19 protein-coding genes and 1 pseudogene are annotated in these 25,518 nt (G+C 41.6%); 4 read left to right on the top strand and 16 right to left on the bottom strand.

Features of this window, described 5'->3' with window-relative positions:
• Positions 1-281 precede the first annotated feature (281 nt).
• Positions 282-1,949: a S41 family peptidase gene (locus tag MKJ01_RS17485; RefSeq protein ID WP_241632717.1), complete on the top strand. Its 1,668-nt coding sequence runs from the start codon at positions 282-284 to the stop codon at positions 1,947-1,949.
• A 108-nt stretch (positions 1,950-2,057) separates the two neighbouring features.
• On the opposite strand, the gene MKJ01_RS17480 is transcribed toward MKJ01_RS17485, so the two are convergent.
• From MKJ01_RS17480 to MKJ01_RS17465, 4 genes are all read right to left on the bottom strand, one after another.
• Positions 2,058-2,342, bottom strand: coding sequence for a hypothetical protein (locus MKJ01_RS17480; RefSeq protein ID WP_241615488.1), 285 nt, complete (start codon positions 2,340-2,342; stop codon positions 2,058-2,060).
• Between the two features lie 49 nt (positions 2,343-2,391).
• A complete protein-coding gene (locus tag MKJ01_RS17475; protein ID WP_241615489.1) occupies positions 2,392-2,991 on the bottom strand; it encodes a DUF6134 family protein in 600 nt (199 codons plus the stop codon).
• Positions 2,992-3,515: 524 nt separating this feature from the next.
• Positions 3,516-3,851 (bottom strand): glycosyltransferase, encoded by a 336-nt coding sequence (locus MKJ01_RS17470; RefSeq protein WP_241615490.1) that lies wholly within the window; start codon positions 3,849-3,851, stop codon positions 3,516-3,518.
• Between the two features lie 86 nt (positions 3,852-3,937).
• Entirely contained in the window at positions 3,938-6,382 is a 2,445-nt protein-coding gene (locus tag MKJ01_RS17465; protein WP_241615491.1) for a TonB-dependent receptor, read from the bottom strand.
• A gap of 208 nt (positions 6,383-6,590) precedes the next feature.
• Here MKJ01_RS17465 and MKJ01_RS17460 point away from each other — a divergent pair, with 208 nt between their 5' ends.
• On the top strand, positions 6,591-7,643 hold the full coding sequence (locus tag MKJ01_RS17460; protein WP_241615492.1) for a sensor histidine kinase: 1,053 nt from the start codon (positions 6,591-6,593) through the stop codon (positions 7,641-7,643).
• Positions 7,636-8,340 (top strand): LytTR family DNA-binding domain-containing protein, encoded by a 705-nt coding sequence (locus tag MKJ01_RS17455; protein ID WP_241615493.1) that lies wholly within the window; start codon positions 7,636-7,638, stop codon positions 8,338-8,340. Before MKJ01_RS17460 ends, MKJ01_RS17455 begins: the two co-directional genes overlap by 8 nt.
• A 23-nt stretch (positions 8,341-8,363) precedes the next feature.
• Here the strand turns inward: MKJ01_RS17455 and MKJ01_RS17450 are convergent.
• From MKJ01_RS17450 to MKJ01_RS17395, 12 genes and pseudogenes are all read right to left on the bottom strand, one after another.
• Positions 8,364-8,855 (bottom strand): annotated as a pseudogene (locus MKJ01_RS17450) (GNAT family N-acetyltransferase); the annotation flags it as partial.
• Positions 8,856-9,131: 276 nt separating this feature from the next.
• On the bottom strand, positions 9,132-10,415 hold the full coding sequence (locus MKJ01_RS17445; protein WP_241615494.1) for an MFS transporter: 1,284 nt from the start codon (positions 10,413-10,415) through the stop codon (positions 9,132-9,134).
• A gap of 26 nt (positions 10,416-10,441) precedes the next feature.
• Positions 10,442-11,197, bottom strand: a complete 756-nt coding sequence (locus tag MKJ01_RS17440) for a LytTR family DNA-binding domain-containing protein (protein ID WP_241615495.1) — start codon at positions 11,195-11,197, stop codon at positions 10,442-10,444.
• A gap of 9 nt (positions 11,198-11,206) precedes the next feature.
• Positions 11,207-12,310: a sensor histidine kinase gene (locus MKJ01_RS17435; protein ID WP_241615496.1), complete on the bottom strand. Its 1,104-nt coding sequence runs from the start codon at positions 12,308-12,310 to the stop codon at positions 11,207-11,209.
• The gene (locus MKJ01_RS17430) at positions 12,311-13,705 is read right to left on the bottom strand and encodes an efflux transporter outer membrane subunit (RefSeq protein WP_241615497.1); all 1,395 of its coding nucleotides are present in this window, start codon (positions 13,703-13,705) and stop codon (positions 12,311-12,313) included.
• On the bottom strand, positions 13,683-16,835 hold the full coding sequence (locus tag MKJ01_RS17425) for an efflux RND transporter permease subunit (protein WP_241615498.1): 3,153 nt from the start codon (positions 16,833-16,835) through the stop codon (positions 13,683-13,685). The genes MKJ01_RS17430 and MKJ01_RS17425 overlap by 23 nt, the downstream gene beginning before the upstream one ends.
• A gap of 12 nt (positions 16,836-16,847) precedes the next feature.
• Positions 16,848-17,990: an efflux RND transporter periplasmic adaptor subunit gene (locus MKJ01_RS17420; RefSeq protein ID WP_241615500.1), complete on the bottom strand. Its 1,143-nt coding sequence runs from the start codon at positions 17,988-17,990 to the stop codon at positions 16,848-16,850.
• Positions 17,991-18,732: 742 nt separating this feature from the next.
• A complete protein-coding gene (locus MKJ01_RS17415; RefSeq protein ID WP_241615501.1) occupies positions 18,733-19,419 on the bottom strand; it encodes a hypothetical protein in 687 nt (228 codons plus the stop codon).
• Between the two features lie 208 nt (positions 19,420-19,627).
• On the bottom strand, positions 19,628-20,197 hold the full coding sequence (locus MKJ01_RS17410) for a hypothetical protein (protein WP_241615502.1): 570 nt from the start codon (positions 20,195-20,197) through the stop codon (positions 19,628-19,630).
• A 165-nt stretch (positions 20,198-20,362) separates the two neighbouring features.
• Positions 20,363-21,136 carry a DKNYY domain-containing protein gene (locus MKJ01_RS17405; protein WP_241615503.1) on the bottom strand — a complete coding sequence of 258 codons (774 nt, stop codon included), beginning with the start codon at positions 21,134-21,136 and terminating at the stop codon, positions 20,363-20,365.
• 431 nt (positions 21,137-21,567) lie between these two features.
• A complete protein-coding gene (locus tag MKJ01_RS17400; protein WP_241615504.1) occupies positions 21,568-23,394 on the bottom strand; it encodes a T9SS type A sorting domain-containing protein in 1,827 nt (608 codons plus the stop codon).
• 244 nt (positions 23,395-23,638) lie between these two features.
• The gene (locus tag MKJ01_RS17395) at positions 23,639-24,160 is read right to left on the bottom strand and encodes a hypothetical protein (protein WP_241615505.1); all 522 of its coding nucleotides are present in this window, start codon (positions 24,158-24,160) and stop codon (positions 23,639-23,641) included.
• Between the two features lie 662 nt (positions 24,161-24,822).
• Here MKJ01_RS17395 and MKJ01_RS17390 point away from each other — a divergent pair.
• Entirely contained in the window at positions 24,823-25,170 is a 348-nt protein-coding gene (locus MKJ01_RS17390; RefSeq protein WP_241615506.1) for a helix-turn-helix domain-containing protein, read from the top strand.
• Positions 25,171-25,518 lie beyond the last annotated feature (348 nt).

Genomic DNA, 25,518 nt, shown 5'->3' with positions numbered 1-25,518 from the left:
TATTACCTGGAAGAACCTGCACTTTTTAGCATTTTCTTTAAGGCTAATCAAAAAATTAAAAGTTTAAACAACTTCAAGATCAAATTAACTCTAAAAATAATTTAAAGTGTAACTTTTTAAGAAGAAAATCTGTCATTATTATAATTCATTAATAAATATTTGCCAAATAAGGGTTAAAATTATATTATTGAATTATTTTAGTATTTACAATATAACTTTAAAGCGGAATGAAATATTTTATCTTTTTTTCCCTCTTTTTAACATCAACATTTTCAGCTCAGATGAGCAGACTTTCTGATCGTGATTTATACGAAATGGGAAAAGTCTGGGGACTGATGAAGTATTACCATCCCGCAGTTTCTCAGGGAAAAGCAGACTGGGATGCTGTTTTGCTGCAATCGCTGAAAGATGAATCAAAGTATGCTGCAGGCAAAATGATGAATCAGTGGATGAGCACGGCAGATCAAGGCAAATTTAATGAAGTGGTGAAAAAGGACCATCACTGTGACAGTATTACCCTTCGCAATTTTAATATTTCGTGGATCAAAAAACTGCGGAAAATAAGCCCCGAAAGTAAAGCGCGTTTATTAAAAATAGCGGCTCAGCCAAAAAATGTCGGCTCATTCTATTCCAATCTTGTGGCAAACAGTAATCGTTTCAGCAGCGCCAATGAAAAAGTATACGACACATTTACAGCGGAAATTAAAATGTTGGAGCTGTTCAGAATATGGAATGCGATTGAATATTTTTATCCTTATAAATATCTTTTGGATCATCAGTGGGACGATGTTTTAAAAAAATACATTCCCATATTCAGAAACATCAAAAATAAGCGGGACTACCAGTCTGCTATTATGCTGCTTTCTGCGGAACTGCAGGATACCCATACGCGTCTGGAAAACACGTATCAGTACAACGTACTTGGTGAAATGTCCTCTCCTTTTGTTTTTCAGATCGTAGATAACAAAGTGCTGATAACCGGGATTAAAAATGAAGCTAAGATGAAAAAAGCGGGTCTTGAAGTCGGAGATCTCATTACCAAAATCAATGGCAAAACTGTTCTCAAAAATATTAATGAAAAATCGAAATATTTTGCCTATTCCAATGAGTCAGTGAGAATACGCCAGGCATACAGCTATCTTTTCAGCGGAGGAAAAGAAGTTGTTACAGTTGAAGGAATAAAGAAAGATGGAAAAGTTTTTAAAACCACCGTTGAAAGAATAAAGCGGGTCTTTGATGAGGAATGGGATATGAACGGTATTCCGAATTATCATTTGACCTACAAAGGAAAGACTTACCATTATTTAACTTATAACGAAAAAGAAAGTCGTCTTAATCCAAGTGTTCAGATTGAGGATAAAGTATACTTCGAGTTTTCTTCATTAAGAGTACCGGAGATTCCTGCATTAATGGAAACGTATAAAAATGCAAAAGGATTAGTTTTCGATCTTCGCAGTTACAATGATAACGGTTCATTAATAAAGATTTTCGACTATCTGATGAACAAACCGGAGCATTTCGGAATTATGACCCAAGCTGATTTCACGCAGCCTGGCAAATTTTGCTTTGTGGATAATATCATTGACGAAAGGTATAAATTCGCCGGTAAGATCAACCCCAATTCTTACAAGGGACAAGTGGTGGTTCTGATTAATGAATATACGCAGAGTGCAGAAGAATTATGGGCAATGATTTTTAAGAAAGTCCCGGGTGTCATCTTTATCGGAAGCCAGACTGCAGGTGCCGATGGCAATGAAACCTCTATTAAACTGACTGATGGAAACAGAATGATCTTTTCAGGATTGGGAATTTATTATCCTGATGGTGGAGAAACTCAGCGAATCGGTATCAAACCTGACATCATTATACGCCCTACTGTAGAAAGTATAAGAAACGAGGAAGACCTTCTGCTTCTAAAAGCTTTTGAAGTGATCGATCAGAAGAAATAGAGAGAGTTCATATCTGATCTTATAAATTTGTGATTCAAAATTAATCCGGACTTTTTCTATCATAAATATAATGTTAATCAAATATCAGTAAAAGATAACTCTTCAGTTTTATTTGCGTTCCTGCTTGTCATAATTGATTTTTAACCACTCAATATATTTGGAATAATTAAGGAATTGTTGAAATGCTTTGCTCTTTGCTTCATAGTATCCTTCCCAACCCTTAAGCAGCCTCAACTGGAAAAAATAGACTTTGAAAAATACAAGGGTAGGGACGAATAAAACTTTTGCATACGCAATATATTTCGACATCTTAGTATAGGTCCAATAATGAGTTTCCTCATTAATTTTTCTTGTATGGTCAGAAATCGTATGATAAGTCTTTTTTGTTTTCATTGAGGATCAGAGATATTAATTTTCTTATGTAGTAGGAGATCTATCCGTTTTACTTTCTTACCAGTTTTATGGTTAATAAATCACTTTTTAAAATGATCATATTACACTGTCCGTTTTTAAAAATATACGTGCTGTTGCTTTCATTTTTTCCGGGAATTATATACTTATGCGGAGCAGCTTCCTTTACATTCACTAACTTCTGCTGATTATCAGAATAAACGGTGATAGTGTTATTTGGTTCGTTAAAAAACAGGCTCAGCATATTATTGCGTATCTCCCCTACCTGCAAAACATGGCGCTGGTCTCCGTCATACACTATATAAGAGCTTCCCAGATGCTTTATTGACTTGTCAGTTTTTATTTTATCATTAGCTTTGCGAAAAACGGAACCTGATTTTAAAACTCCGTTTTCAAAACGGGCATGTTCCTTACCGAGAATCACTACTCTCTTGATTAAAAAATTAATATCTGCAGAAAAGTTCAGGCTGATCGTGAAGTTCTGATCGGTTCCGATTTTCCTGACTACCGTAGTGCCAACCACCTTATCATTATGAATGACATCATAATTTTGAACAGCGCTCTGCCCGTAAGCCATTCCTGAGACAAGAATCAAAAATATAAGTGCCGGGATGTAATATTTTTTCATCATACTTTTTCTTTCTTTTCGTTAACAATAATTAGTTCTTCATTGAATGGCTATTGAACAGTAATGACTGGGCTAAATCCTGATATTTTTACATATTGCAATCACTCTGGCAAAGAAAAGTAAATGCAAAATCTGCGGGAAAATAAAATGACAAGTGTCCTGCTATTAGTGACAAAACACGTTGGTCATTAAAGTAACTATCATAAAGATTAAGTATGGAAAACTTTATGATATGGCTTGCTACAAATCATCTGCTGTAAACGGATACAAAATGGCCGCTTTGCATATATGAGCAAACGGCCATCAACAAAATTAATCTACGATATGAAGAAATTATTATAAATCCCAACAAGCATCAGGAGTACTTTATTGCCAACCGTCACATAGGATTTAATAAAGTTGTACAACCCATAATAGTTGCGGCTTTTTAGCTTCAGTGAGTTCACTATTCGTAGACAGAAAATGTCTTTGCTTTAGGAATGTCTTAAGTTAATCGCCGCTTGACTATAAAAATCCAGGTTCCCTTTTTAAAATACAGATCGCGCTGCTTTTAAAGAGTGAGAAACCGAACAAAGGCTCATCATTTCCCTATGAGCGATATCGTCATTGAAATCCAGGATGTCCAGAAAGATATTCAGGTCGCCTGTGCATAAGCCGATGCTCCATTTTCTGATGATATCGGCGGATTGAGCCTTTTTCCGGAAAAATTTCACCTGTTCATAAGCCATGCATATCTCTTCGGTAAGATCCGTCGAAAAATGATCCACGATAATAATTTCATCAGCGATTTTCACAGCAGCGTCCAGAAAGGTACCGATGTATTTTTCCTGATTATAGACTGAGGTTGCGATTGATATTTTCATAAGGCATTGGTTATATTGTGATTGTTATTGTTGCAGGTTTGAATAAGCCCTGAAAAATTTTGTGAAGAATCAAGCAGCGCAGAGATTTATCTTTTCCTTTTTCTAAAGTGCTTATCTTCTCCATTATCAGAGAAACTGCTTTCCTTATCCCGGGAAGCCTTCAAACCTCCGAAAGACCAGCTGAAAGTAAGGGTGGCAGCCCTGTTGAAATAGCGGTTAATCTGCGTGCTTTGGAAAGTCGGTGCATAAGCATATACGTTTTCCCGGAAATTATTCTGGAACGGGTTAATCACAGTAAGGGTGAGGCTGGCTTTGTTATCCAGGAATTCCTTTTTCAACGCAAACCGATAGGAATAATTGGCCGAATTCTTTCCCTGCAGGGTAATAAACCCGTTTCCGTAGTCTGCCGAAGCACTGAAGCTGAACCTGTTCGGTAAGCTTACGGTATTGCTTAAACTCGTACTGAAAAAAGTTCCGTTATTACTGATGCCTAAAGAGGAACTGCGGAATTTAAGATGAAATAACTCGGCTCCTGCATTCACGGTCCAGCTCTTCACCGGATTAAACACCGTATTTACGTTCAGGCCCATGCGTGTACTTTCACCGATGTTATCCGGTGTGGTAAATGCGATGCCTTTATCATTCACTTTGGTGATCTGCTCTACTGCATTTTTATTGCTGCTGTAATACAAGCTGCTGGTCAGGAGCGATCCTTTAGATCCAGTATAGGTATGGGATAACTCAAGCTTTCGGGTCAGTTCAGGTTTCAGGTATGGGTTCCCCTGGGTCACATTCAGCGGGTCTACCGCATTGCTGTACGGATTCAGGTCCATGATCCACGGCCTGCGGATCCTTTCGTTGTAATCCAGTTTAAATTCATTCCGTTCACCGACTTTCTTGCTAAGCAATACATTGGGCACCCAGTTGGAAAATTTCCTTGACAAAGGAGCGGCATTCTGAAAAGTCGCACTAATATCTGTACCTTCAAACCGAAGCCCCGGGCGGAAAGTCCAGTCGTTTCCGAGATCGAAATTAAGCGTGGCATAAGCTGAAAAAATACTCTGGCGGTAAGCCATACTTCCGGAGCGTGAAGGATCGACAGGTAGATAGCTATTGATTACCTCATAGGCACTTCTGGAATGATTCTGCAGGTATTTCACACCAGTTTCCAGCACTGTTTTGCCAGATTCACTGAGCGGATGCGTATAGTCTGCCTGAAAACTCCATTCCTTTTCCTTACCCCTGTTAGGGCCCTGCTCACGGAAGACGAAAGTACCGTCGGGTTTATATTGCTCTGTGGTATAATCGGAAAGATCGGATGATGTAGAAGCCTGACCGACAATCTGCAATTCCTGTCCTTCGCGTTTAAACTTTTTCTGATAGTTCAGCATCCATTCCGTGTAATTGAATTTTCCGGTCTGTAAAATATTCTGCCGGTATTCCTGAGTCCCTCCGGCACCGTTGTACCGGTTCAGTAGTCCGCCGCTTTGGGGCCATGATCCTTTCCAATAGGAAAAGCTGGCCTCAAGAGTTTGCAGGGAGTCAATTTTATATCGCGCCGAAAGATTGGCAGATCCGCCTTTGCTGGTTTGCAACAGGTCAGATTGCTGTCGAAGGCTTCCGGTCTGCTTACCGTTTTCCAGATTGATCCTTTCCAGCAGGGAAGCTGTTTTTTCGCGTTCTTCACTGTAATTGCCCATGGCGGTAAAGTCAAACTTTCCTGAACTCGCATTCAGGGCGATATTACCGGTATGTTCCAGATTTCCTCCGGTAAGGTCAAGCACTCCGCTTGTCCCTTTAAGTTTCTTACGGGTGATGATATTCACCACACCGGCTGCCCCTTCAGCCTCATATTTGGCAGAAGGATTCGTCATCACCTCTACCGATACAATGGAACTTGCCGGAATCATCTTTAGCGCTTCTTTCAGGTTTTTAGCCATAATCCTGGACGGTACACCGTTGATTAGTACTTTGATATTAGAATTGCCGCGGAGCTTGAGATCGCCACCGGCGCCAACGGTAAGCATCGGCGCTTTTCGCAATACATCAGCTGCATTTCCTGACTTATTACTGATATCAGAAGCCGCATTATAAATGATTCGGTCTTTGCCGTTCTCAATAAGAGGTTTCTTTCTGCTGGCGGTAATATTAACACCTTGGATTGCGGTGCTTTTTTCCTCTATCGAAATCCTGCCCAAGTCCAGGTCCGTATCTGCGATTTTAAGGTTACCGGAATGGTAATCCTTAAATCCAAGGTAAGCGATGCTGATACTGATGGTGGAAAGGTTTTTTACCTTTACCGAAAAAGAGCCGTCGTTTGCGGTAATGGTTTTACCAACAACAGAGCCGTCAATGCCTTTTACCGTTACCGTACTTCCGGGCAGTGCTGCATTATCCTTATTGCCTACTACCGTTCCTTTGATATTTACAGTTGATTCTTTCTGTGTAAGAACCTGTGCCTCTGCATTCCCTGAAAGAAGCAGAACGAGGAACAGGATGCTTTGCTTCCAAAATTTTTTCAAATTCTTCATGATGTCCATTTACTTTTTCAGACACAAAGCAATAACAAGCAGCTCGGGGCTGAAAATATTAGTGACAAAGCCCTTTAAATAAATGTCGAAAACTGTTGGTCATTAATATTTTCTGTTCTACTTTTGATTTTGGACTTTTGTAGCAGCAAACAACACTGATGTTGAGATGAATCATCAGGGTATTGTGCAACATAAAAACTTTCCAGCAATGAAGTATGAAACCGATCTGAAAACGGAAATAATTACCACCCGGAAAATGTGGTACCAGGAGATTGTTATTTTCTGGGCTATGTTTGTACTGACAATGCTTCATGAATGGATCTTCATCAATTCACTGGAGAACTTTCTGAAAGGCTTCGTTTTTTTCCTGATCCTTTATGTTCAGGCACAGGTCCACCGGTTCTTCATCTTTAATTTTTATCTGGAGAAAAAATATATTACCTACTTTTTTTCTTCTCTTGGGGTCATCCTCATAGGATCAGCAGTACTATTCATCGCCAATTTATTATGGATCCGGCCTGAATTTTTTGATGCTGATGAATTGCTCTTCAGCTTTCTTTATCATTTTGTCATCTGTATTATCAGCACCGTTACGATCATGGCTCTTTCGTTGATGCAACGGTATGCCGTTGAGCTGCAGCGCAGAAACCGGGATCAGCTCCTGTTGAATGAAATGAACCTTAAATTTCTGCATACCCAGCTGAATCCGCATTTCTTCTTCAATATGCTGAATAACCTGTATGGAGTAAGCCTTACTGAACCGGAACGTACACCTGCCCTCATTGTTAAATTATCCGAAATGATGCGCTACCAGATTGAAAATGGAAATGCAGCCAGAGTTTCTCTTGCCGATGAAATAGAGTTTATCCGGAATTACACCGATATGGAGCGGGAACGGATCGGAAAAAGATCTGACATACAATTTAACTTCTCTGCGTCCGCAAAAGATACCAGCCATTATTCCATTCCGCCGCTGCTGCTGATTACCCTGGTTGAAAACAGTTTTAAACACAGTCAGAACAATTCCAATTGGTTTGTCTATATCGACATTGCCCTTACCGATGACAGGCTACATCTGAAAATTGACAATTCACTGGCTGATAAAAACCTGCAGAAACCTTCCACTAAAGTGGGACTGAATAATCTCAAACAACGGTTATCTTATCTTTACGGGGATCGTTTTAGTTTTCATGAAAACCGATCGGAATCAAGTTATACAACTGTCCTTGACATTCCGCTTGAAAAAATAAGTTATGAATAAATTGAACTGTATTATTGTAGATGATGAGGAAGGGGCGCACCGTGTCCTGGAACATTTTATCGCGCAGTCGAACCATATCCACCTCATCGGTTCCTTTTACACGGCCATGGATGCTGTGGATTATGTGTATCAAAATAAGGTGGACCTGATGTTCCTGGACATCAACATGCCCGGACTGAGCGGTATGGAGCTGCTTGAAACCATGTCTAAAAGACCGTTTGTAATCCTTACAACAGCGTATAAAGAATATGCACTGGACGGCTACAAATACGACGTAGCGGATTACCTGGTAAAACCCTTTGATTTCAAACGGTTCCTCTCTGCTGTCGACAAAGTGATCAACCGCATAGGTATGGCAAAAAAAACAATAGAAACCCCTGCTGAAAAACGTGACCACATCATCCTCAAAGTAGACGGCGACATTTTAAAAGTGCCTTTTAATGAAATACGATATACGCAAAGCTACGGCAATTATGTAAAGTTTTTCACTAAGGAAAAAATGCTTCTCAGCCAGATTACGACCCAGGAAGTGGAAAATAAACTGGATGATCAGCTTTTTGTACGGATCCATAAATCTCATCTCGTTGCGATAAGTGAAATCTCAAAAATTTCCGGCGGTCAACTGTTCCTTAAAGACGGAACGGTTTTACCTATAGGAAATTTTTATAAAAAGAATGTGATCGAGCGGCTGGAATAGTACAGTGCTACAGTTAAACAGTTTTATCGCCCTCCATTCAGTTTTTCCCATTCCCATTTCAGGATGGCAAACTGCAGCGTATTTTCGTACCTGGGTGTTCCGTCATCATTTTTCACGAAAGAAATGTATTCCAGAAAAAGACCTTCTTTGCGCATGCCTAAACGCCCGCACAACTTTTGTGAGCGGATGTTATAATCTTCCACATAACAGTATATTCTCCTTCCGTCTTTCTGCCCAAACAGATAATCAAACAATCCGGCAGCTGCTTCCTTTGCATAGCCTTTACCTTCATAACTGCCATTGAAATTCCAGCCAACATTAAACGTATCTTCTTCTTGCATGGCGAAGAGATTCCCGATGAGTATATCTTCACCTTTAAGGCAAACGGCAAACTGCGAATGATCTTTACTTTTTTTCCGCGCATCCCTAACGGCATCTTCAAGCGTGGCCAGCTGTTCATCGGCAAAACAGTTTACCCTGGGTGCGGAAAAGTATGCAAATAAATCGGTGGCATCACTTCCCTGAAACTGCGGACAATCAGTCTTTCTGTTTTAAAAAATTCCATACTATTTATTGTTTTAAAATGAACCTGGTTGAAATTTATACTGGATATTGCAGGATCGGTATTGTTATCAGGCTGTATTAAGTTCCTGACAGTTCTACTTAAAAATACTCATTTTCTCATCATACACCGGACTTTTTACATCAAAAAGGTAAAAGCTTTATAAGCAAAGACAATTCAATTATATTATCAATACTTTTACGCTTTAGGTTCCGTTCAAACTTTATCTTTATAGGTCCGCTTTATTCTTTTCAAGATCTCTCAGGTAACGGGAAGCAAATCCAGAGAAAGCAACTATTCCTGCCAAAAATCCTACAATGATAAATAACCACTGTAATCCCAGCCACTCCCCCAGCGGATTGGCCACCATCAGCCCGACCGGCGCCGCCAATGCCATAATCATATTCAGCAGCGACAATACTCTTCCCTGGATCTGGTTCGGAATAATGGTCTGCAGCAATGCCGTTAAAGGCGCATTGGCGAAAATAAAGGTGAAGGAGCTGATCATCCACCAAAAGGCCGCGGCCCAGAAGAGATTGGCAGGCATTAGGGCAGTGAGGCTGACGGCAAAACAGGACAATCCCAATCCAGTAAGGATCCAGGTCATTTTTCGTTTGGGTGCCATGATCGTTACTAAAATACCTCCGGCCACCATTCCTGCACCGGCAAGCCCTTCCATCAGTCCGACTTCTTCCACGCCGCCATTAAAATGTTCTTTTACCAGAAGCGGCACAAAGGTAAACGTAGGCATAATCACCAGGACAATGCTTCCCAATAGCAGGAACAGCCTTTTCAGTCCGTGATCTTTCCAGACCAAGGTAATCCCTTCTCCGAGTTCGGAGATGATTTCCCTGAAAAACGGCGCCTTACTTTTTTCTTTCCTGCACTGCGGAACCGTAAAAAAGAACAGCGGTGCAATGCCCAGCAGGGCTGTAAAAACATCGATGCTTAAAGCCCATCCCAACGGCATGGCAGTGACAGCCAGCGCTCCCAGCGGAGCACCGGCGACGAGCGTCGCTCCCATCAGGATCTGGTTCAGACCTGCAGCCCGCGGAAGAAAAGCTTCGGGTACCAGCATGGCGCTACTCGCCTCCACGGCCGGAGATTGAAAAGCCTGCATAGCACCCCGGACACCCATCATCAGGTAAATATGCCAGAGCTCAACATCATCTTTCAGAAAGAGGATGACCAGAACAGCCACACAAGCTGCGCTGATGATATCGGAAAGGATCATAATCATTTTCCGGCTGTAACGGTCTGCTATAACGCCACCCACCGGGCTCAGCAATGCCTGCGGCAGAAGAGCAACCGTTCCGGCCAGCGCCAGTTTACTGACACTCCCAGTCGTATCAGCGATCCACCACATGAGGACAAACTGAGTAAGCGCAGAACCGATGATGGAAAGGGCCTGTCCTGAGAAAATAAACCAGTAGCGTTTCTGCCAATTGGCTCCGGGCAACATCATTTCATTAAGCTGTCTTTCTTGAAGCAGCTCATTATATTTTTGTTTCATAAAATATAAGGTTTAGAACAGGCTGGTTATTTATCCAGCCACAATTTAAACTGAGGAATTTTGATTCGGCTCACCATCACTTCTGCCTGGCGGTCCCTTTTTAGAATAACTTTCAGCTTTTCATTGAAATATTTGTGGATGCTGTCAATACTATTGATATGCAGTATATATTGCCGGTTTACCCGGAAGAAAAATTGTGGGTCCAACTGCTCTTCAAGTTCCTCCAGCGTATATGGAACGGCAATGGAACTCCCGTCCAGCAGGTGGAAGTAAATGTTTTTATGTTCAAGGCAGACATAATCAATTTCTTCTACCGGGATCACTCTGTAAGTTTCCCGGTAATGTAGCAGGAAACGGCTTTTATAAGTTTTCTCCCGGGTACGGAACATTTCCATAATGGCACTGATCTCGTCCCCTGCAATTTTAGGCTGCAGCCGCTTTACCTTTTCCAGTGCCTCCTGTAATTCATCCTTTTCAATAGGTTTGAGCAAATAAGCAGCACCATAAACCTTAAAGGCCTGTAAAGCATACTCATCATAAGCAGTGGTAAAAATAACGGGCGAAGCGACTTTTACCTGGCTAAAGATTTCAAAAGACAGTCCATCTGCCAAGCGGATATCCATAAAAATGACATCGGGTGCCGGGTTTGCTTCCAGCCATTCCACACTTTCCTGCACGGTAGGCAGTATTTCAAGCAAGCGGGCTTCGGAATCCGTCTTTTCCACCAGACTTTTCAACAGTCCTGCATTATGGGCTTCGTCTTCTATAATCAGGTAATTCATTGTTCTATTTTAAATGTTCAACAGCGGCAGCAGCACTTCAAAAGAAGTACGGGTTTCCGTGACTTCCGGCGTTTTGCCTTCAAGCAGCTGGTACCGTTCTTTAATATTCTTCAACCCCATGCCGGTACTTTTATAATCGATATTGATACGCTGAAGGTTATTTTTCACAATAATTTTACCGTTATCATCACTCATAATTGATAAATGTAGCGGCTTCTTTAAGGTAGAGATATTATGCTTAATGGCATTTTCCAGCAGCAGCTGCAGCGTAACGGGCGGAATACCTTTCCTTCTGTTTGCTTCCGACACATTAACAGTCAGATGGATGGTTTCACCGTGCCGGATTTTGATCAGGTGAAAATAGGTTTCTACAAATTTCAGTTCCGCATCCAGGGAGACGATGTCTTTTTTACCGGTGGTGAGGATGTACCGGTACACTTTTGAAAGATTAGACAAAAATTCCTGTGCGGCTTCTTTATTGATCTCAATGAGCTGGGTCAGAATACTGAAATTATTAAACAGGAAATGAGGATCCAGTTGCAGCTTTAATACTTCCAGTTCGGCCTGCAGAGCATTTTCCCTGAGCTGATGCGATAGGATTTCCAGTTTATTGGTTTCGATAACCTCCGATTTCCATTTTTCAAAAAAGAAAAAGGAATTGTAAAAACTATTAACAAATGCAGCGACCACCAGGTTTACGACCAGATAATTCCGCACATCAACTTCCAGCTCTCCGTTTCCATCAGCAGAGTCGGGCCATATCTGCTCATAAAATACGTTTTCCAGGTACAGCAGCAGAAACATACAGGCGACGACCACACAGGTGGTCAAGATAAAATGAGCCAATATATTATCTTTCAGCCTGTTTTTTCTATTGACCCATCCGGACAGCACCCGGATGATCCCGAAAATAACGGCATACATGGCAATGCCTCCGGCAATGGTAATCCAGATTTCCGTCCAGCGTGCTTCCGTATAAAAATCCCACCATTTGCTTTGCGGGTTCAGAAGGTACTGGATCAGGTTTGCCAAGGCCACTGAAACCGGTACACCGCTCCACTGGAAAATAGTTTTCCACAGGGATCCTGACTGGTTTTTCAAATTGCTGTCCATCTAATTTCCGCCTAATGATTTATACAAAGCAAGATAAGTATTTATTTCTTTCTGCCGGGCAGCCGTATAGGCAAGTTCTGCCTGGAAAGCACTTTGCTGTACCGTTAATACTTCCAGGTAATTCGCTTCGCCGTATGTATACAGCAGCTGTGCATCGGTAATCGCTTTATTCATTGCTTTTTTACGGTTGCTTACTTCATCCAGCTGTTCTTTTACCTGGATGATGTTGCTCATGGCGGTACTCACTTCTTCTACTGCCGTCAGTACCGATTTCCGGAACGCCTGTACCGCCGCTTCCTGCTGATGAATAGCCTGTTCGTAGCCTGAACGGATGCTTCTTCTGTTGAACAGCGGCTGTGTCAGCCCGGCCGCAGCAGTCCCAAACAGGGATCCCGGAATGGAAAACCAATTGGCCAGATTGGTCGCATTGGACCCGCCCTGTGCCGTAATCTTCAGGCTTGGGTAAAATTCGGTCTTGGCGATGCCCACTCTTGCAGATGCGGCCTGCAACAGCAATTCCTGCTGTTTTACATCGGGGCGGTTAGCCAGGAGATCAGCCGGAACACCGGTTTCAAGTTCTGTGGTAAACGCATGATTACCGAATTGCCCTGACCGCTTTACTGCATCAGGATAATTCCCTGCAAGTGTCTGCAAGGCATTTTCCTGGGCCTTAATGCTGCCTTTGATCTCCGGGATCAGGGCACGGGTATCCGCCAGTTGGGCTTCAGCCTGTTTAATGGCCAGCGCTGTTACATCACCTACCGAATATTGGGTTTTCAGCATGGTGACGGTTTCCTGCATGCTTTTTTCAACCTGCTGTGTGATGTTCAGCTGTTCATCGAGGCTTAATATATTATAATAAGCCTGGGCCGTCTGTGCCACCAGCTGTACCCGTAGCGCCCTTCTGTTTTCAGCCCTGCTGAGATAATTTGCGAGCGATTCTTCCCGCTGCTTTTTAAATTTGCCCCAGAAATCAACATCCCAGGAAACCACTGGTGCGAAATTATATTCCTGAAAAACCACGCCGCCACCGAAGGAAGCCTGCATGCTGTTTTTAGACAGTTTCTGTATTCCGGTATTGACCTGAAGACTGATATCGGGAAGGTAATTCAGTTTTACACTTTTCAGCTGGGCTTCGGAAGCCAGGATTTCCTCCGAAGCAATCAGCAGATCAGGATTTTTTGCCATCACCTGATCCAGCAGGGCGATCAGTTCACGGTCCTTGAAAAATTCCCGGTAAGCTGGGATTTCAGCTATTTTCATCTTGTCCGGAGACCCGTTAAATGATGCAGGAAGACCAAGTTCCGGCCGTTGATAATCCTGGGTTACCTTGCAGGATTGCAACAACCCGGAAAGGACAATGGCTATCAAACTATATTGTGTGAATGTTTTCATCTCTATGGTTTTTATTGATTGATACTTTATCCTGCAGCCACTGGAACACCATATACAGAACCGGGATAATCATTACTCCGAGGATCACGCCGCTTAACATGCCTCCTGCGGCACTGATGCTGATGGATTTATTTCCCATCGCCGTTCCTCCTTTAGCAAACATCAGCGGTACCAGCCCGGCAATAAAAGCAAAAGAGGTCATCAGGATCGGTCGCAGACGCATTTTCGCTCCTACGATTCCGGCTTCAAACACGGACAGGCCTGCTTTGTGTTGCTGAATAGCAAATTCCACAATGAGGATGGCATTTTTGGCTAAAAGGCCCACGAGCATAATGAGCGCGATCTGGACATAAATATTGTTATCGATGCCGCCAAATCCCGTGGCGATAAAAACGCCTAAAATACCAGTCGGCAGAGACAGCATTACGGCCAGTGGCAGCAGGTAACTTTCATACTGTGCGGAAAGCAGGAAATACACAAACAGGATGCTCAGACTGAAAATAAAGATCATCTGCGAGCCGGAATTCCGTTCCTGTAAACTCAGGCCTCCATATTCATAGCTGTAGCCTTTCGGAAGTTCTTTCTGCAAAACCTCGTCGATCACGCTCATCACCTTTCCGGTACTGGCTCCTCCGGCAGCGTTCGTGTTCACCGAGATGCTGTTGTAAAGATTGTACCGGCTGATGACCTGCGGTCCGTAGACTTTTTTAAGGCTGACCAGCGTAGATATCGGAACCATCTTATTTTCCCGGTTACGGATCATCATGTTGTCCAGCGAAGCTTCGTTTTTCCTGAATTCAGCCTCAGAACGTACGTTGACGCGGTATAATCTTCCGAAACGGATAAAATCAGTGGTCTGGGAGCCGGTGAGGTACAACTGCATCACATCCATAATTTCTTTAGGCGTAAGTCCCAGCTGCTTGGCTTTGTCTTCATCCAGCACGACTTCATACTGCGGATAATCGCTACGGAAACTGGTGAATGCAGTCCCGATCTCCGGTCTTTTACTTAAAGCATCAATTACTTTTTTGCTCACCTTTTCAAAATCGGCAATACTTCCCGAAGCCCGGTCCTGAAGCACAAACTCCACCCCGCCGGCATTTCCGAATCCTTCCACAGCCGGGTTCCTGAAAATCATAAACTCCCCTCTGATTTTACCTTTCACGGCAGACTGTATTTTTTGCATTACCTTATTCATATCCGATACTTCTCCCCTGTCTTTGGGATTTTTCAGGGTAATGAATCCCATCGCGGAATTGGGTGAAGCTGCTGAGCTGAACAGATTAAAACCGGAAACAGTACTGATGCTTTTCACTTCAGGCATGCTGCGGACAATCTTTGTTGCTTTTTCCATTTCCTTTGTGATGTACTGCAGGTTGGCACCGGCCTGAAGGTTAACGACAAAAGTGAGGTTGTTATCGTCCTCTTCCGGCACAAAGCCTTTCTGCGCATTATTCATCAGGAAGAAAGCACCGAAAGCAATGAGAGCCAGAGCACCCAAGGCAATGATTTTTCTTTTTCCTAAAAACCGGATCGCCCCTACATATTTATCGGTCAGCCGCTCAAAGCTGGCATTGAAAGCATTGGCAAATCTTTGGGTAAACTTTTTGGGCTGGCCTCCATGTTCCTCATGCTTGTTTTTCAGCAATAAAGCGCATAAAGCCGGGCTTAAAGTCAGGGCATTAACGGCTGAGATCAGAATGGCAATAGCCAGCGTATAGGAAAACTGCTTGTAGAAAACACCGGCCGGGCCTTCCATAAAACCTACGGGAAGAAATACGGCCGATATCACCAGGGTAATCGAAATGATGGCACCGCTGATCTCACTCATAGCCGAAGCGGTGGCTGTTCTTGCATTTTCACCCGTCTCTTCCATTTTTGCATGGATGGCTTCCACCACCACAATGGCGTCATCCACCACAATTCCGATAGCCAGTACCAAAGCAAAGAGTGTCAGCACGTTTACCGAAAAGCCAATCAGATACATGAAGAAAAAAGTACCGATGATGGATACGGGAACGGCAATGGCCGGAATGATGGTCGACCGGAAATCCTGCAGGAAAACCAACACGACAATGAATACCAAAATAAAAGCTTCAATTAGTGTGGACTTCATTTGCGAGATAGAAGCATCCAACCGGTCTTTTGTATTCTGGATAATCTGAAACGTGATTCCGTCCGGTACCTGCGACTGGAACTTTTTCAATGATTCCTGCACTTTGATGGCAATTTCATTGGCATTGGAACCACTGGCCTGGATCACTGAGAATACCACTGAAGGTTTACCGTCAGTAAAAGTGTCACTGGAGTAATTCGACAGGCCGAATTCAATCCTTGCCACATCTGTGAGTCGCAATACGGAGCCGTCTGTTTTAGATCGGAGGATGATCTTTTCAAATTCTTCAGGTTTGTTCAGTTTCCCTTTATACCGCAATACGTATTGCAGCTGGGCATCCGATTCTTCTCCGAGGCTTCCCGGCGAAGATTCAAAGCTGTAATTCTGAATTGCCGTTTCCACATCGGAAGGAACCAACCCATACGCAGCCAGTTTCGACGGATTAATCCATACGCGGACGGAATAGTCTTTGGCCCCGAATAAACTCACATTTCCTACTCCTGGAATCCTTTTCAGTTCAGGAACCAGGTTGATGTTGGCATAATTCTGAAGAAAGGCCTCGTTATACAACTCCGGTTTTTCACTGTTGATATTCACGACCATCAGGTTGCTGGTCTGCTGTTTGGTTGTGGTAAGCCCCAGACGGATCACTTCCGCCGGCAGCTGGGCATTTACCTGGGCAACGCGGTTCTGGACATTAACGGCTGCCTGGTCCGGATTAACGCCCTGTTTGAAGATCACGGTAACGGAAAAACTACCATCGTTGGAAGCGGTGGACGTCATGTATTGCATGTTTTCCACCCCGTTGATGGCCTGCTCCAACGGCGTTACCACCGAGCGGATCACACTTTCCGCATTGGCACCGGGATACACACCGGAAACAAAAACGGTCGGCGGGGCAATTTCGGGAAACTGCGTCATCGGGATGCGCTGTAAGCCTACAATCCCTAACAGCACAAGTATAATGGAGATCACCGTAGCCAGTACGGGTCTTTTGATAATTTTATTGAACATATCCGAAAGGTTTTATTGAACGGCTTTTGGTGTAACAGTGGAATTTTCAGGAATAGAGGCCAGTTCGTTGGCCACAATCCGGTCGCCTGGTGCAAAGCCTGACTTCATCAGGTAGAAATTTCCCGACCGCGTAAAATCTTTTAAGGCTTTGCGGGTTACTTTGTTATGACGGTTCACCAGCCCCACAAATATCTTATCCTGTACTTCATAGGTCGCCAGCAACGGAATCTTATAGACCTTTTGCTGCATTGTTTTCAGTACAATTCGTCCCGTATTCCCGGTACGGAGTAAGCCTTCCGGGTTTGCAAAAGAAGCACGTAGTGATACAGAACCGGTGTTCTGATCGAACTGCCCGTCCATCATATCGATTTTCCCAGTATGGCTGTAAGGTTTGCCGTCTGCGAGCAGTAACGTAATATCCTGAAAGCTTTTCAGTTTTTCGATTAAGGTTTTTCCTGGGCGGGTGGCATTGATGTTCAGGATTTCCTTTTCGGGAAGGGAAAAATAGGCATAGATTTCACTCACCTGCGACAATGTGGTTAAAGCCTGTGCATCATTAGGCCCTACCAGTGCGCCTATCCTGTTGGGAATCCGGCCGAGGTAACCGCTTACCGGCGCTTTGACAACAGAGAAACCCACATTCAGATCAGCCGAAGAAACAAGGGCCTGCTGCTGTTTCACGGCAGCGAGCGCATTGTCATAATTGGTTTGGGCTTTCCGGTACTGGAAATCGGCCACGACTTTGTTATCCGTAAGCACTTTGTATTTATCCAGCTCCAATTTTGCAGATGCCAACTGAGATTTTGCCATGCCCAATGCCGCAAGTGCCGTATTTTTCTGCTCCCGGTATACATTGGCATTGATCCTGAATATTGGCTGCCCGGCTTTTACGTAAGTGCCTTCATCCACATAAATTTTATCGATATAACCGCTGATCTGCGGACGTAGCTGAACATTGTCTTTCCCCTGGAGACTGGCTGGAAAAGTTTGTTCCACCACTGCTTCTTCCGGCCGGAGAATCATCACTTCTACCTGGACAGGTTCTGCCTGCCCCATGTTGTCCTGATCTTTATTTCCGCCACAACTCATGATAAATACTACAATGAAGAATAAAAATCCTGCATTGAGGATTTTAAGATATTTTTTTGGTTTCATTCCGCTTTGGTCTTATATTGTAAGGCAAAGCTACTGCTGCTCCATAAGCGTTAAAACCGTTTGGTGACTGAAATGCGGAAAATGGCAGGCGAAGTGATGGAATCAAGCGATAAAGTACGATCCAAATAACCGGAATTATTTCCGATTGTCACTGAAACCTGTTTTAATCTGAACTGGTTTTCTACGGATTTCGCCGATTTGCACGGATGATTGTGCTTATTTTAATATAGAAGTTACAGAAGAATTTAGGATATCTTGAAAATAGTTTAGAACACATTCTATTTAAATGTTGTGTTTTAATATGCGTTAAAGAGATTTTGTTAAGTCTGGCTTCGTCTGGCCTCTGTTATGGCTAAAAAGCCAGTTACTTTCCTGTCGAAGCCTTTCCATGAGCTGGATGTATCCAATGATAATCATCTTCTTCCGTTAACTTTATAAATAGTCCACCCGACATATTTCATTACTGTCCAAATTTTTCGGATATAAAACTATTTCTGAACTGATGAACTTTCCTATCCCTGAGGATGACTCAATTAAATTTACTGTAAAACAGATTTATACTGCAAGTGACATAAAGTAACAATAGATTGAATATAAAATCAATAATGCCCATTTCTTCCAATCTGCAAAGCACGCTGCTTTCCGGTCAACAGTTATAAAAATTATATCATGCGAAATCAATCTTCAATTTTCATACGAGATACGATCATAAAAATAAGTATAAAAATATTAGTGTGTACGACTATAATATTAAACGTATGATTTTCTTTTTTTCGTCAACCGAGTAAGTTATTTTTTTATGAAAGAACTGCTCAAAGATTGCTGAGATATCGATGTAGGGATCTTTCACATCGCTTACACTTCCCCCTGACCGGCTTGACATCCCCTGGTTTATGATGGTTTTGATCAATTGGGTTTTCCGTAAGGATTTGGGAGCATCATCGTCGGTGCTGTAGGCGAGCAGAAGCCGGCCTTTCCGATTAAATACATTATTAACCGTATAATATGAGGTGGCATCGATATATTTTCTATCTTCCTGGCAATGAAACTCCGATTGATCATCACTATTAGTGAAAGTGACAGTTCCCTGAAAAAATGGATTTGTTGTTCTTTCTGAATTCAGTTGATAATGATGTTCCGCCAGGGCAGAAATAAAGCAGACCGTGCCTGTCCCAGCCTTTAGAAAGACTTTTTTATCCCTAACATAAGTTTTGCTGAACGCAAAAGCACCGCCATGGGCCAGCTCATAAACTTTGCCATTTGATTCTATACCAATAACATAACCGCGGGCAACAAATTCATTTTGCCACCATCCAAAGGTCCTTCCGATAAAGAACAATGGTAACAAAAAAGGTATGATTATTAAAAAACCATAGCTTCTTACAGATTTTGTATTGCGTTTCGTCTGTTGTTTATTTGCCTCTTCCATCTTTTCAAATGTAGTCTTTTAAGATAGAAATAACAAGTAGTTTAACGTACTTTTGATACAGGCTACAGTGGGTTTAATACAGATTTTTTTTTAATTTGTCATCCCCATTTGGGCCTTGCGATTGGAAATCAAATAGAGCTTATACCAATACCCGATCGAAACATTTCAGTTACTTTGGTAAATCCTGGTTGAAAGGGGAGTTCTTAATTTAGTCATGATAATATTTTTTTAACCAATTTTGAAATTCGTTTTCATACATTTCCTGAGCATTCTTTACGATCTCATCCGGATCTTCTGTCGTCTCGATACCATATTTTTCTAAAACCCATTTCCTGTACTCTTCTGTTTTCTCGGTCGGTTCATAATCATCTTCATCTTTATAATAATAAATATCGTCCCAACCAATAGCGGGTTCCACATCAAAGGTTAAAATCTGTAACAATTCCCTGATGTTTTTTGCAACAATATGAATTCCTCCTTCGCTTCCAAATGCTAGAATCGGTGCTTCGCTTAAATTTTTATTGTTATTCCGTACCCAGAACGCATAGCTTGAGCCGCTGCCGTCTGCCATAGCAAATTCTATGATAGAATCTGTAAATTCTTCATGGTCCGAGTAACCGCTAATGCCGCTTTTATCTGAATAATCCCTTCCGATATAAAACTGGTCTGAAAAATTTTCATCATCTCCAATTGAGTTTTGAAAATTTACCAGTTCTACTAATTCTTCCGGAATTTCAAAATTTTTGAAATTTGCTTCAAATTCATTTAAATTAACCATTCTTTTTAATTTTAATATTTATATTTTGTGTTTCTTTTAGCATTTCTACCAGCCTTTGGCTTAACACATCACCCAATCAGATATTATTTATGTCTGAAAGTATTTATTTCGTAAAGCTATTTTGCTACTCATTTAAAATTGTATGTTATGACTGTTTTGATTATTTTATCGATCAGCTTTGCTGCTATACTTTTCAAAATCTTCTTTGCTGATGATTTCCCCATTTCTGTAAAAATTATCTTTATCCTTTGCGAGCTGATACTCTACAGATTTTGCCTTTTCGGGAATTTCAAGTTCAAAAGTTTCATAGTCTGCTTTTATTTCCCAAAAGCCATAAAATATTCTTTTGCTGTCTTTAGAATAATAAGAATTGGGAATTTCAGATAAGGTATCCCAACTTTTTACATCTGCGTTTTTAATTATTTTTCCATTTCCGTAGACGTAATTTTTATCTTTAGCAAAATATCCGTCGTATAGAGAAATAAAAGTATCTCCATCAGCATTCTTTATCACTTTTGGTTTTCCCTCATAATTATGATAGTAAACATTATTTTTATCTTTTACATAACTGTAAAATGTATATTCCGGAATTCCTATCCTGTTATATCCCAATAAACTTTTACCGTCATCTAAAACTTTAAATGTTGCAATATCTGCATCTTTTACTTTACCTGTAATGGTATAAACGTTGTTTTTGTCGATAGCATATGTATAATTTAACGGCTCGAATGTGTCGACATCTGCATCTTTTAACCAATTTTCCCCACAAAAGCATTTCCGGTCGTCTTTTGCGAAGATTCCATCATAGATAAAAGTCTTTGGGTTTGCTCCTCTTAACAAGGTCTTTTGGTTAAACACTTTTATTCCGTCAGTCCAAAAATTTGTTTCAGGATGATCTTCGTTAAAATCATTTAATGATCTGTCTGATAGTTTTTGCATTTAAGCATCATATTGGTTAGCATATCACTCAACTTTCAAATTTACGCATTGTGTCATCTGATTTATATAATTTTCACAAAGCAATTTATAACACCAATTTAAAATTAATTTTAAAAATTTGATTATCAAATAATTATCAATAATTTATTTCTTCAGATTTTCGGATTGACGGACGTTTTCTTTTTGATTAAATCCACATAAAGGACATGATAAAACTGTTTAATAACAGCATCACTTCTGTGATACGATATTATACATTTCAAATAAAAATGTTCCATTGACGCCCGTAAAATTTTTACTAAATGCAGATTCTTCCGACACTCGGTCTTAATGAACCATCCAAGCATCAACAAAACTTTAATCAAATCACGATTTAGAATTCAGAGTATGTATAATTTGAGATGTTTTGATGCATTATAAAACATATGGTCTTACTGCTTAACAGTCATTTTGAAGACTTTTACCATAGTATTATCAGCCGTTACTTCTAACAGATAATTCCCAACGGTCAGTTTTCCCTGTAAATTAAAATGACTGGTTTTCTTTCTTTCAAAAGGAGTCTGATAAACTAATTTCCCGGACCTATCAAACACGGAAAGAACAGCTTTTTGTTTTTCCAGAATATTTCCTGAAATAGTAAAATTACCGTTATTAGGATTATCATACAGCTGCAGGTCTTCATTTTTAACTGTCTCAGAGGTTGACAATTCACGGTTTGAACTGAATTTAGCAATAAAGCCGAAAGGTGATGACGGATAAGGATTAATCATATTCGGGTAGGCAGCACCACTGGTCCCTATTCCTGTTGGTGATCCCGTAAGGCCCCATAAAATAAGTGCGCCGTTGTTTAAGAATTTCGCATTGATATACTCTCCAAAATTATTACTGCCGGCACCGCCATAATAAGAAGACCACTGCCTGTTTCCGTTATCATCAAATTCTGCAAAATACATATTGGTAAGATTTGCAGAAGTATTGGGAACCGTCGTGAGAAAAGCTCCCGGAGTCGAAACATTGCCGGATGTACCATAATGAGATCCCGTAATCACGATTTTATTATCGAGTACCGTTAAATTGTCTGATCCGTTAATCAGATCATATCCGTTACTGCCGAAGTACGTGCTCCAGACACGGTTCCCGGTTACATCAAACTTGCTTAAAAATAAATCTCCGTTTACCATCTGTCCTTTAAATGCACCCGCTGTTGCGAAATAGGTAGAATGGTCTTCATCTTCATTTTGCCCGCTGACAAAAATGCCTTTGGCATTGACTTCAATGGCACTGATGCCCGATCCGGTATACATCATCGGGTTAAGCGGGGTTCCGTAGAAAGTTCCCCAAACTTTTTTACCGGTATCGGCGTTCCATTTCATAATGATATTCTGCGCCGGTGAATCGGGCTGAAATGTACCGGGGTTGGTAAAGCTTCCCGGCATTAAAGGAGAATAATTGCATGCAAGATACAATTCGCCATTATAAAATTTAAAATCAAATATTCCCGGGGTCGAAAATGTCCCCCACAATTTTTGTCCTGAAGAATTCAATTTAACGACATACGAGTTATTTTGCTGAATTCCCGAGATACTATAAGGTACAAAATTCTCCTGAAAAACACCAGGTGTCCCTAATCCCGGAATATCATACTGTGTATCACCCAAAAGATAGATATTCTGATCTGAATCAAATCTCACACTTAAGAATTCATTATGATCATTATTGGGAAGATAGGTAACCCAAATCACATTATTATTGGGATCCCGCTTGGTAAGTGTCCGGGTCACATTACCTGCCGAATTTGTGTTTTGGGTAAGCCATACGCCGGGAGTCGCTAAATTTGCAACCTGTGCAGGTATATTTTTTAGGGTATATACATTATCCAGTGCATCAATTCCTACAATACGTTCAAAATTATTATTAAAGCCGTTATAGTCTCCCTTAAGCATCTGGCCGGCAGATGAAAATTTTGCCGAATAATAATTTAATGGACCTGTAAGCACTACAGGATTGCCGCCACCTGATACAAATTGATTAAAATAGGATGCGCTGTAACCGCTTTCAAATGTTGTCTGACCTGTGACGTGTATATTATTTTGGGAATCCTTAAATAAGGACGTTCCGATTAAAGAGAAATCTCCCAGGTACGTACCGGAAGCTCCTACATAAGTCCCCCAGTCTCTTTCGTAAGGAAAAGAAGACTGCGCCTGAGTACAGTTGCTTAAAAAGACCGCCGGCAATATTACTAAGAGTTTTAATTTCATGATATTCATTTTTTCCAAATATACTTAAAAATTATCTGCTTGCGTACTTTTCCGTTATCCCGTAGAAGCTACAACATCTTGTTTTCAGGAATTATTCATAATTGATTTTCTCTAAAACAGCCACTTTCACCATTCAATCTATAACAGGATTGATTAGTCTCATTGTTTTGTTGATCGCAGGCTTTAACAATTTATATTTTTTAGTTTATCTTATCGCATTCAATTTGTATTTCTTATACAATCACTATCCTATAAAAACCCGCTCCACGATCAGCCATGCGGCATCCAGGATTTTCATCAGTTGGATATAGGGAATAACAATCCTCCTCTCCTCTTCACAACGCAGATCGCCCAGCGAGAAATACACGGTTGCCGAGAGAAAGTTATCAAACTCCTTCAGGCAGCAGGTCTGGAACGCCTTCCGGAAGACCTTTACTGGATTTTGATATTCTTCTGCCGAAAGGGAGATCAGCGGTGTGGGAAGATGGCCATCCGGAGAAACCCGGAAGTTTTTTGTCTCTGCTTTCCCGATCAGACGGGCGGCACGGACCAGCGACCGGAGCGACTGGTGCAGGTGGAAGATTTCGGCAGGGTCTTTACGGATCCGGGCTTTCTCCTGTACCGAACACTGCATCATCATGTTTAGGTTTTGCTTCACTTCGGCCAGGTCGTTGAACTGGAAGAAGGTTTCCAGCAGACCAATTGCTGAATGCTTCCGGGTGCCAGACCAGAACTGGGCTTCAAAATCTCTTTTTTTGTTTTTCATTTTCTGTTTTCTTACGTTACGGATGGTCTTGCCCTACAGAATTTCCTCTGTGGACGGAATGTTTGTCTGCCTGTTAAGTCTTGCGTGCCGGAGCATGCCGGGGCCAGACTGTTATGATAACAGACCCTGGCCGGATGCAAAACAATACTTCTGCGCTGCGGCAGGCAAACGGTTTATTTTTATAAATTCCTTCCGTGACGAAAATCATTTGGAAAATTGAAAGAAAGCCAGTACTTTTAAGGGTTGGGTTTACAACGTGCTTCGGCTTTCCTTTGGCTTAAAGGAATTTCGGAGGGCGGCGGTTTTCGGGTGCGGCGGTACCCCGCCTTCCTGCTCTTGCAGGCAGTTTCGGTACCGCACGGTGACCGCTGATGCTGAAGGGCTCCGGTCAGGCCGGCGGGCCGGTCAGCAGCAGGATGGAAATGTTTTTTTTCATCATTTGGGTTTTAAGACAGCCATTCCCTGAAACCTGCGCCGGAACCACCCTTTTGCCGGTGGAAAAGTGATGCACTTTTCTACAACCATTTCACGGGGTTTCCCGATGGAAATCGTTAGGCCGGCCCGGAATGCGTTTTTGTAACGGGTCTTCAGAGGATGTTGTTGATTCGCTGATACAAATATATAAAAATAATTCAATACCCCACTATAGTAAGGTAAAAAAGATGGAAAAAATATTTACGTTTGAGACTTATCAATTTGATTTTGCTTTCATTGAACACATAAAATCATTGAGAATATCAAAAGGTTGGTCACAAGAAACCCTTAGCACTGAGATGGGAGTTGCTACTAAATTTGTTGGAAATGTAGAATCCTACAAGCAACATCAAAAATACTCCACCCGCCACATTTCGTTGCTGGCCAAAGCTTTCGGCTTTAAAAACATTTCCGAACTGATGGACTTCCCCACCCCGGAACATGACCGCATTAAAGTGACCGTAAAGCAGGTTTATAATGAGAGCGGAACGAAGGTGATGGAGAGTGAGGTGGTGGGGATTGAGGGAGTTGAGTGAGAAAACTCCTGGGGCTTTTCAGGAGTTTAATTTGAGATTCATTTTTTTATTTATTTCGCATTCTACCGTTTGCATCTTGAACCGCTGGTTTGCTTGGAGCTATTGCAACCATTCCATCATCACTACCTTGAACATCTCGGTATCCTGGTTTTATTTCAACCATCAGGTATCCGAGCTTATGAAATTTATTAGTTTAAGTATTCTATAATATTATTAGATATAACACTAGATTTAAATAATGTTTTTTATCGCTGCATAACATATTTTATCATAGAAGTTGTTTAAACTTTTAATTTTTTGATTAGCCTTAAAGAAAATGCTAAAAAGTGCAGGTTCTTCCAGGTAATA

Source organism: Chryseobacterium sp. SSA4.19 (genome assembly GCF_022601875.1).
GTDB lineage: Bacteria > Bacteroidota > Bacteroidia > Flavobacteriales > Weeksellaceae > Chryseobacterium.
The sequence above is the reverse complement of the archived record's forward strand: the minus strand, read 5'-3'. Positions and strand labels throughout refer to the sequence as shown.

Excerpts from the sequence above, each read along its gene's own strand:
- MKJ01_RS17445 (WP_241615494.1), bottom strand. The coding sequence starts at position 10,415 with ATGAAACAAAAATATAATGAGCTGCTTCAAGAAAGACAGCTTAATGAA.
- MKJ01_RS17485 (WP_241632717.1), top strand. The coding sequence starts at position 282 with ATGAGCAGACTTTCTGATCGTGATTTATACGAAATGGGAAAAGTCTGG.
- MKJ01_RS17390 (WP_241615506.1), top strand. The coding sequence starts at position 24,823 with ATGGAAAAAATATTTACGTTTGAGACTTATCAATTTGATTTTGCTTTC.
- MKJ01_RS17430 (WP_241615497.1), bottom strand. The coding sequence starts at position 13,705 with ATGAAAACATTCACACAATATAGTTTGATAGCCATTGTCCTTTCCGGG.
- MKJ01_RS17405 (WP_241615503.1), bottom strand. The coding sequence starts at position 21,136 with ATGCAAAAACTATCAGACAGATCATTAAATGATTTTAACGAAGATCAT.
- MKJ01_RS17425 (WP_241615498.1), bottom strand. The coding sequence starts at position 16,835 with ATGTTCAATAAAATTATCAAAAGACCCGTACTGGCTACGGTGATCTCC.
- MKJ01_RS17470 (WP_241615490.1), bottom strand. The coding sequence starts at position 3,851 with ATGAAAATATCAATCGCAACCTCAGTCTATAATCAGGAAAAATACATC.
- MKJ01_RS17460 (WP_241615492.1), top strand. The coding sequence starts at position 6,591 with ATGAAGTATGAAACCGATCTGAAAACGGAAATAATTACCACCCGGAAA.
- MKJ01_RS17465 (WP_241615491.1), bottom strand. The coding sequence starts at position 6,382 with ATGAAGAATTTGAAAAAATTTTGGAAGCAAAGCATCCTGTTCCTCGTT.
- MKJ01_RS17420 (WP_241615500.1), bottom strand. The coding sequence starts at position 17,990 with ATGAAACCAAAAAAATATCTTAAAATCCTCAATGCAGGATTTTTATTC.
- MKJ01_RS17475 (WP_241615489.1), bottom strand. The coding sequence starts at position 2,991 with ATGATGAAAAAATATTACATCCCGGCACTTATATTTTTGATTCTTGTC.
- MKJ01_RS17395 (WP_241615505.1), bottom strand. The coding sequence starts at position 24,160 with ATGAAAAACAAAAAAAGAGATTTTGAAGCCCAGTTCTGGTCTGGCACC.
- MKJ01_RS17440 (WP_241615495.1), bottom strand. The coding sequence starts at position 11,197 with ATGAATTACCTGATTATAGAAGACGAAGCCCATAATGCAGGACTGTTG.
- MKJ01_RS17480 (WP_241615488.1), bottom strand. The coding sequence starts at position 2,342 with ATGAAAACAAAAAAGACTTATCATACGATTTCTGACCATACAAGAAAA.
- MKJ01_RS17410 (WP_241615502.1), bottom strand. The coding sequence starts at position 20,197 with ATGGTTAATTTAAATGAATTTGAAGCAAATTTCAAAAATTTTGAAATT.
- MKJ01_RS17455 (WP_241615493.1), top strand. The coding sequence starts at position 7,636 with ATGAATAAATTGAACTGTATTATTGTAGATGATGAGGAAGGGGCGCAC.
- MKJ01_RS17415 (WP_241615501.1), bottom strand. The coding sequence starts at position 19,419 with ATGGAAGAGGCAAATAAACAACAGACGAAACGCAATACAAAATCTGTA.
- MKJ01_RS17400 (WP_241615504.1), bottom strand. The coding sequence starts at position 23,394 with ATGAAATTAAAACTCTTAGTAATATTGCCGGCGGTCTTTTTAAGCAAC.
- MKJ01_RS17435 (WP_241615496.1), bottom strand. The coding sequence starts at position 12,310 with ATGGACAGCAATTTGAAAAACCAGTCAGGATCCCTGTGGAAAACTATT.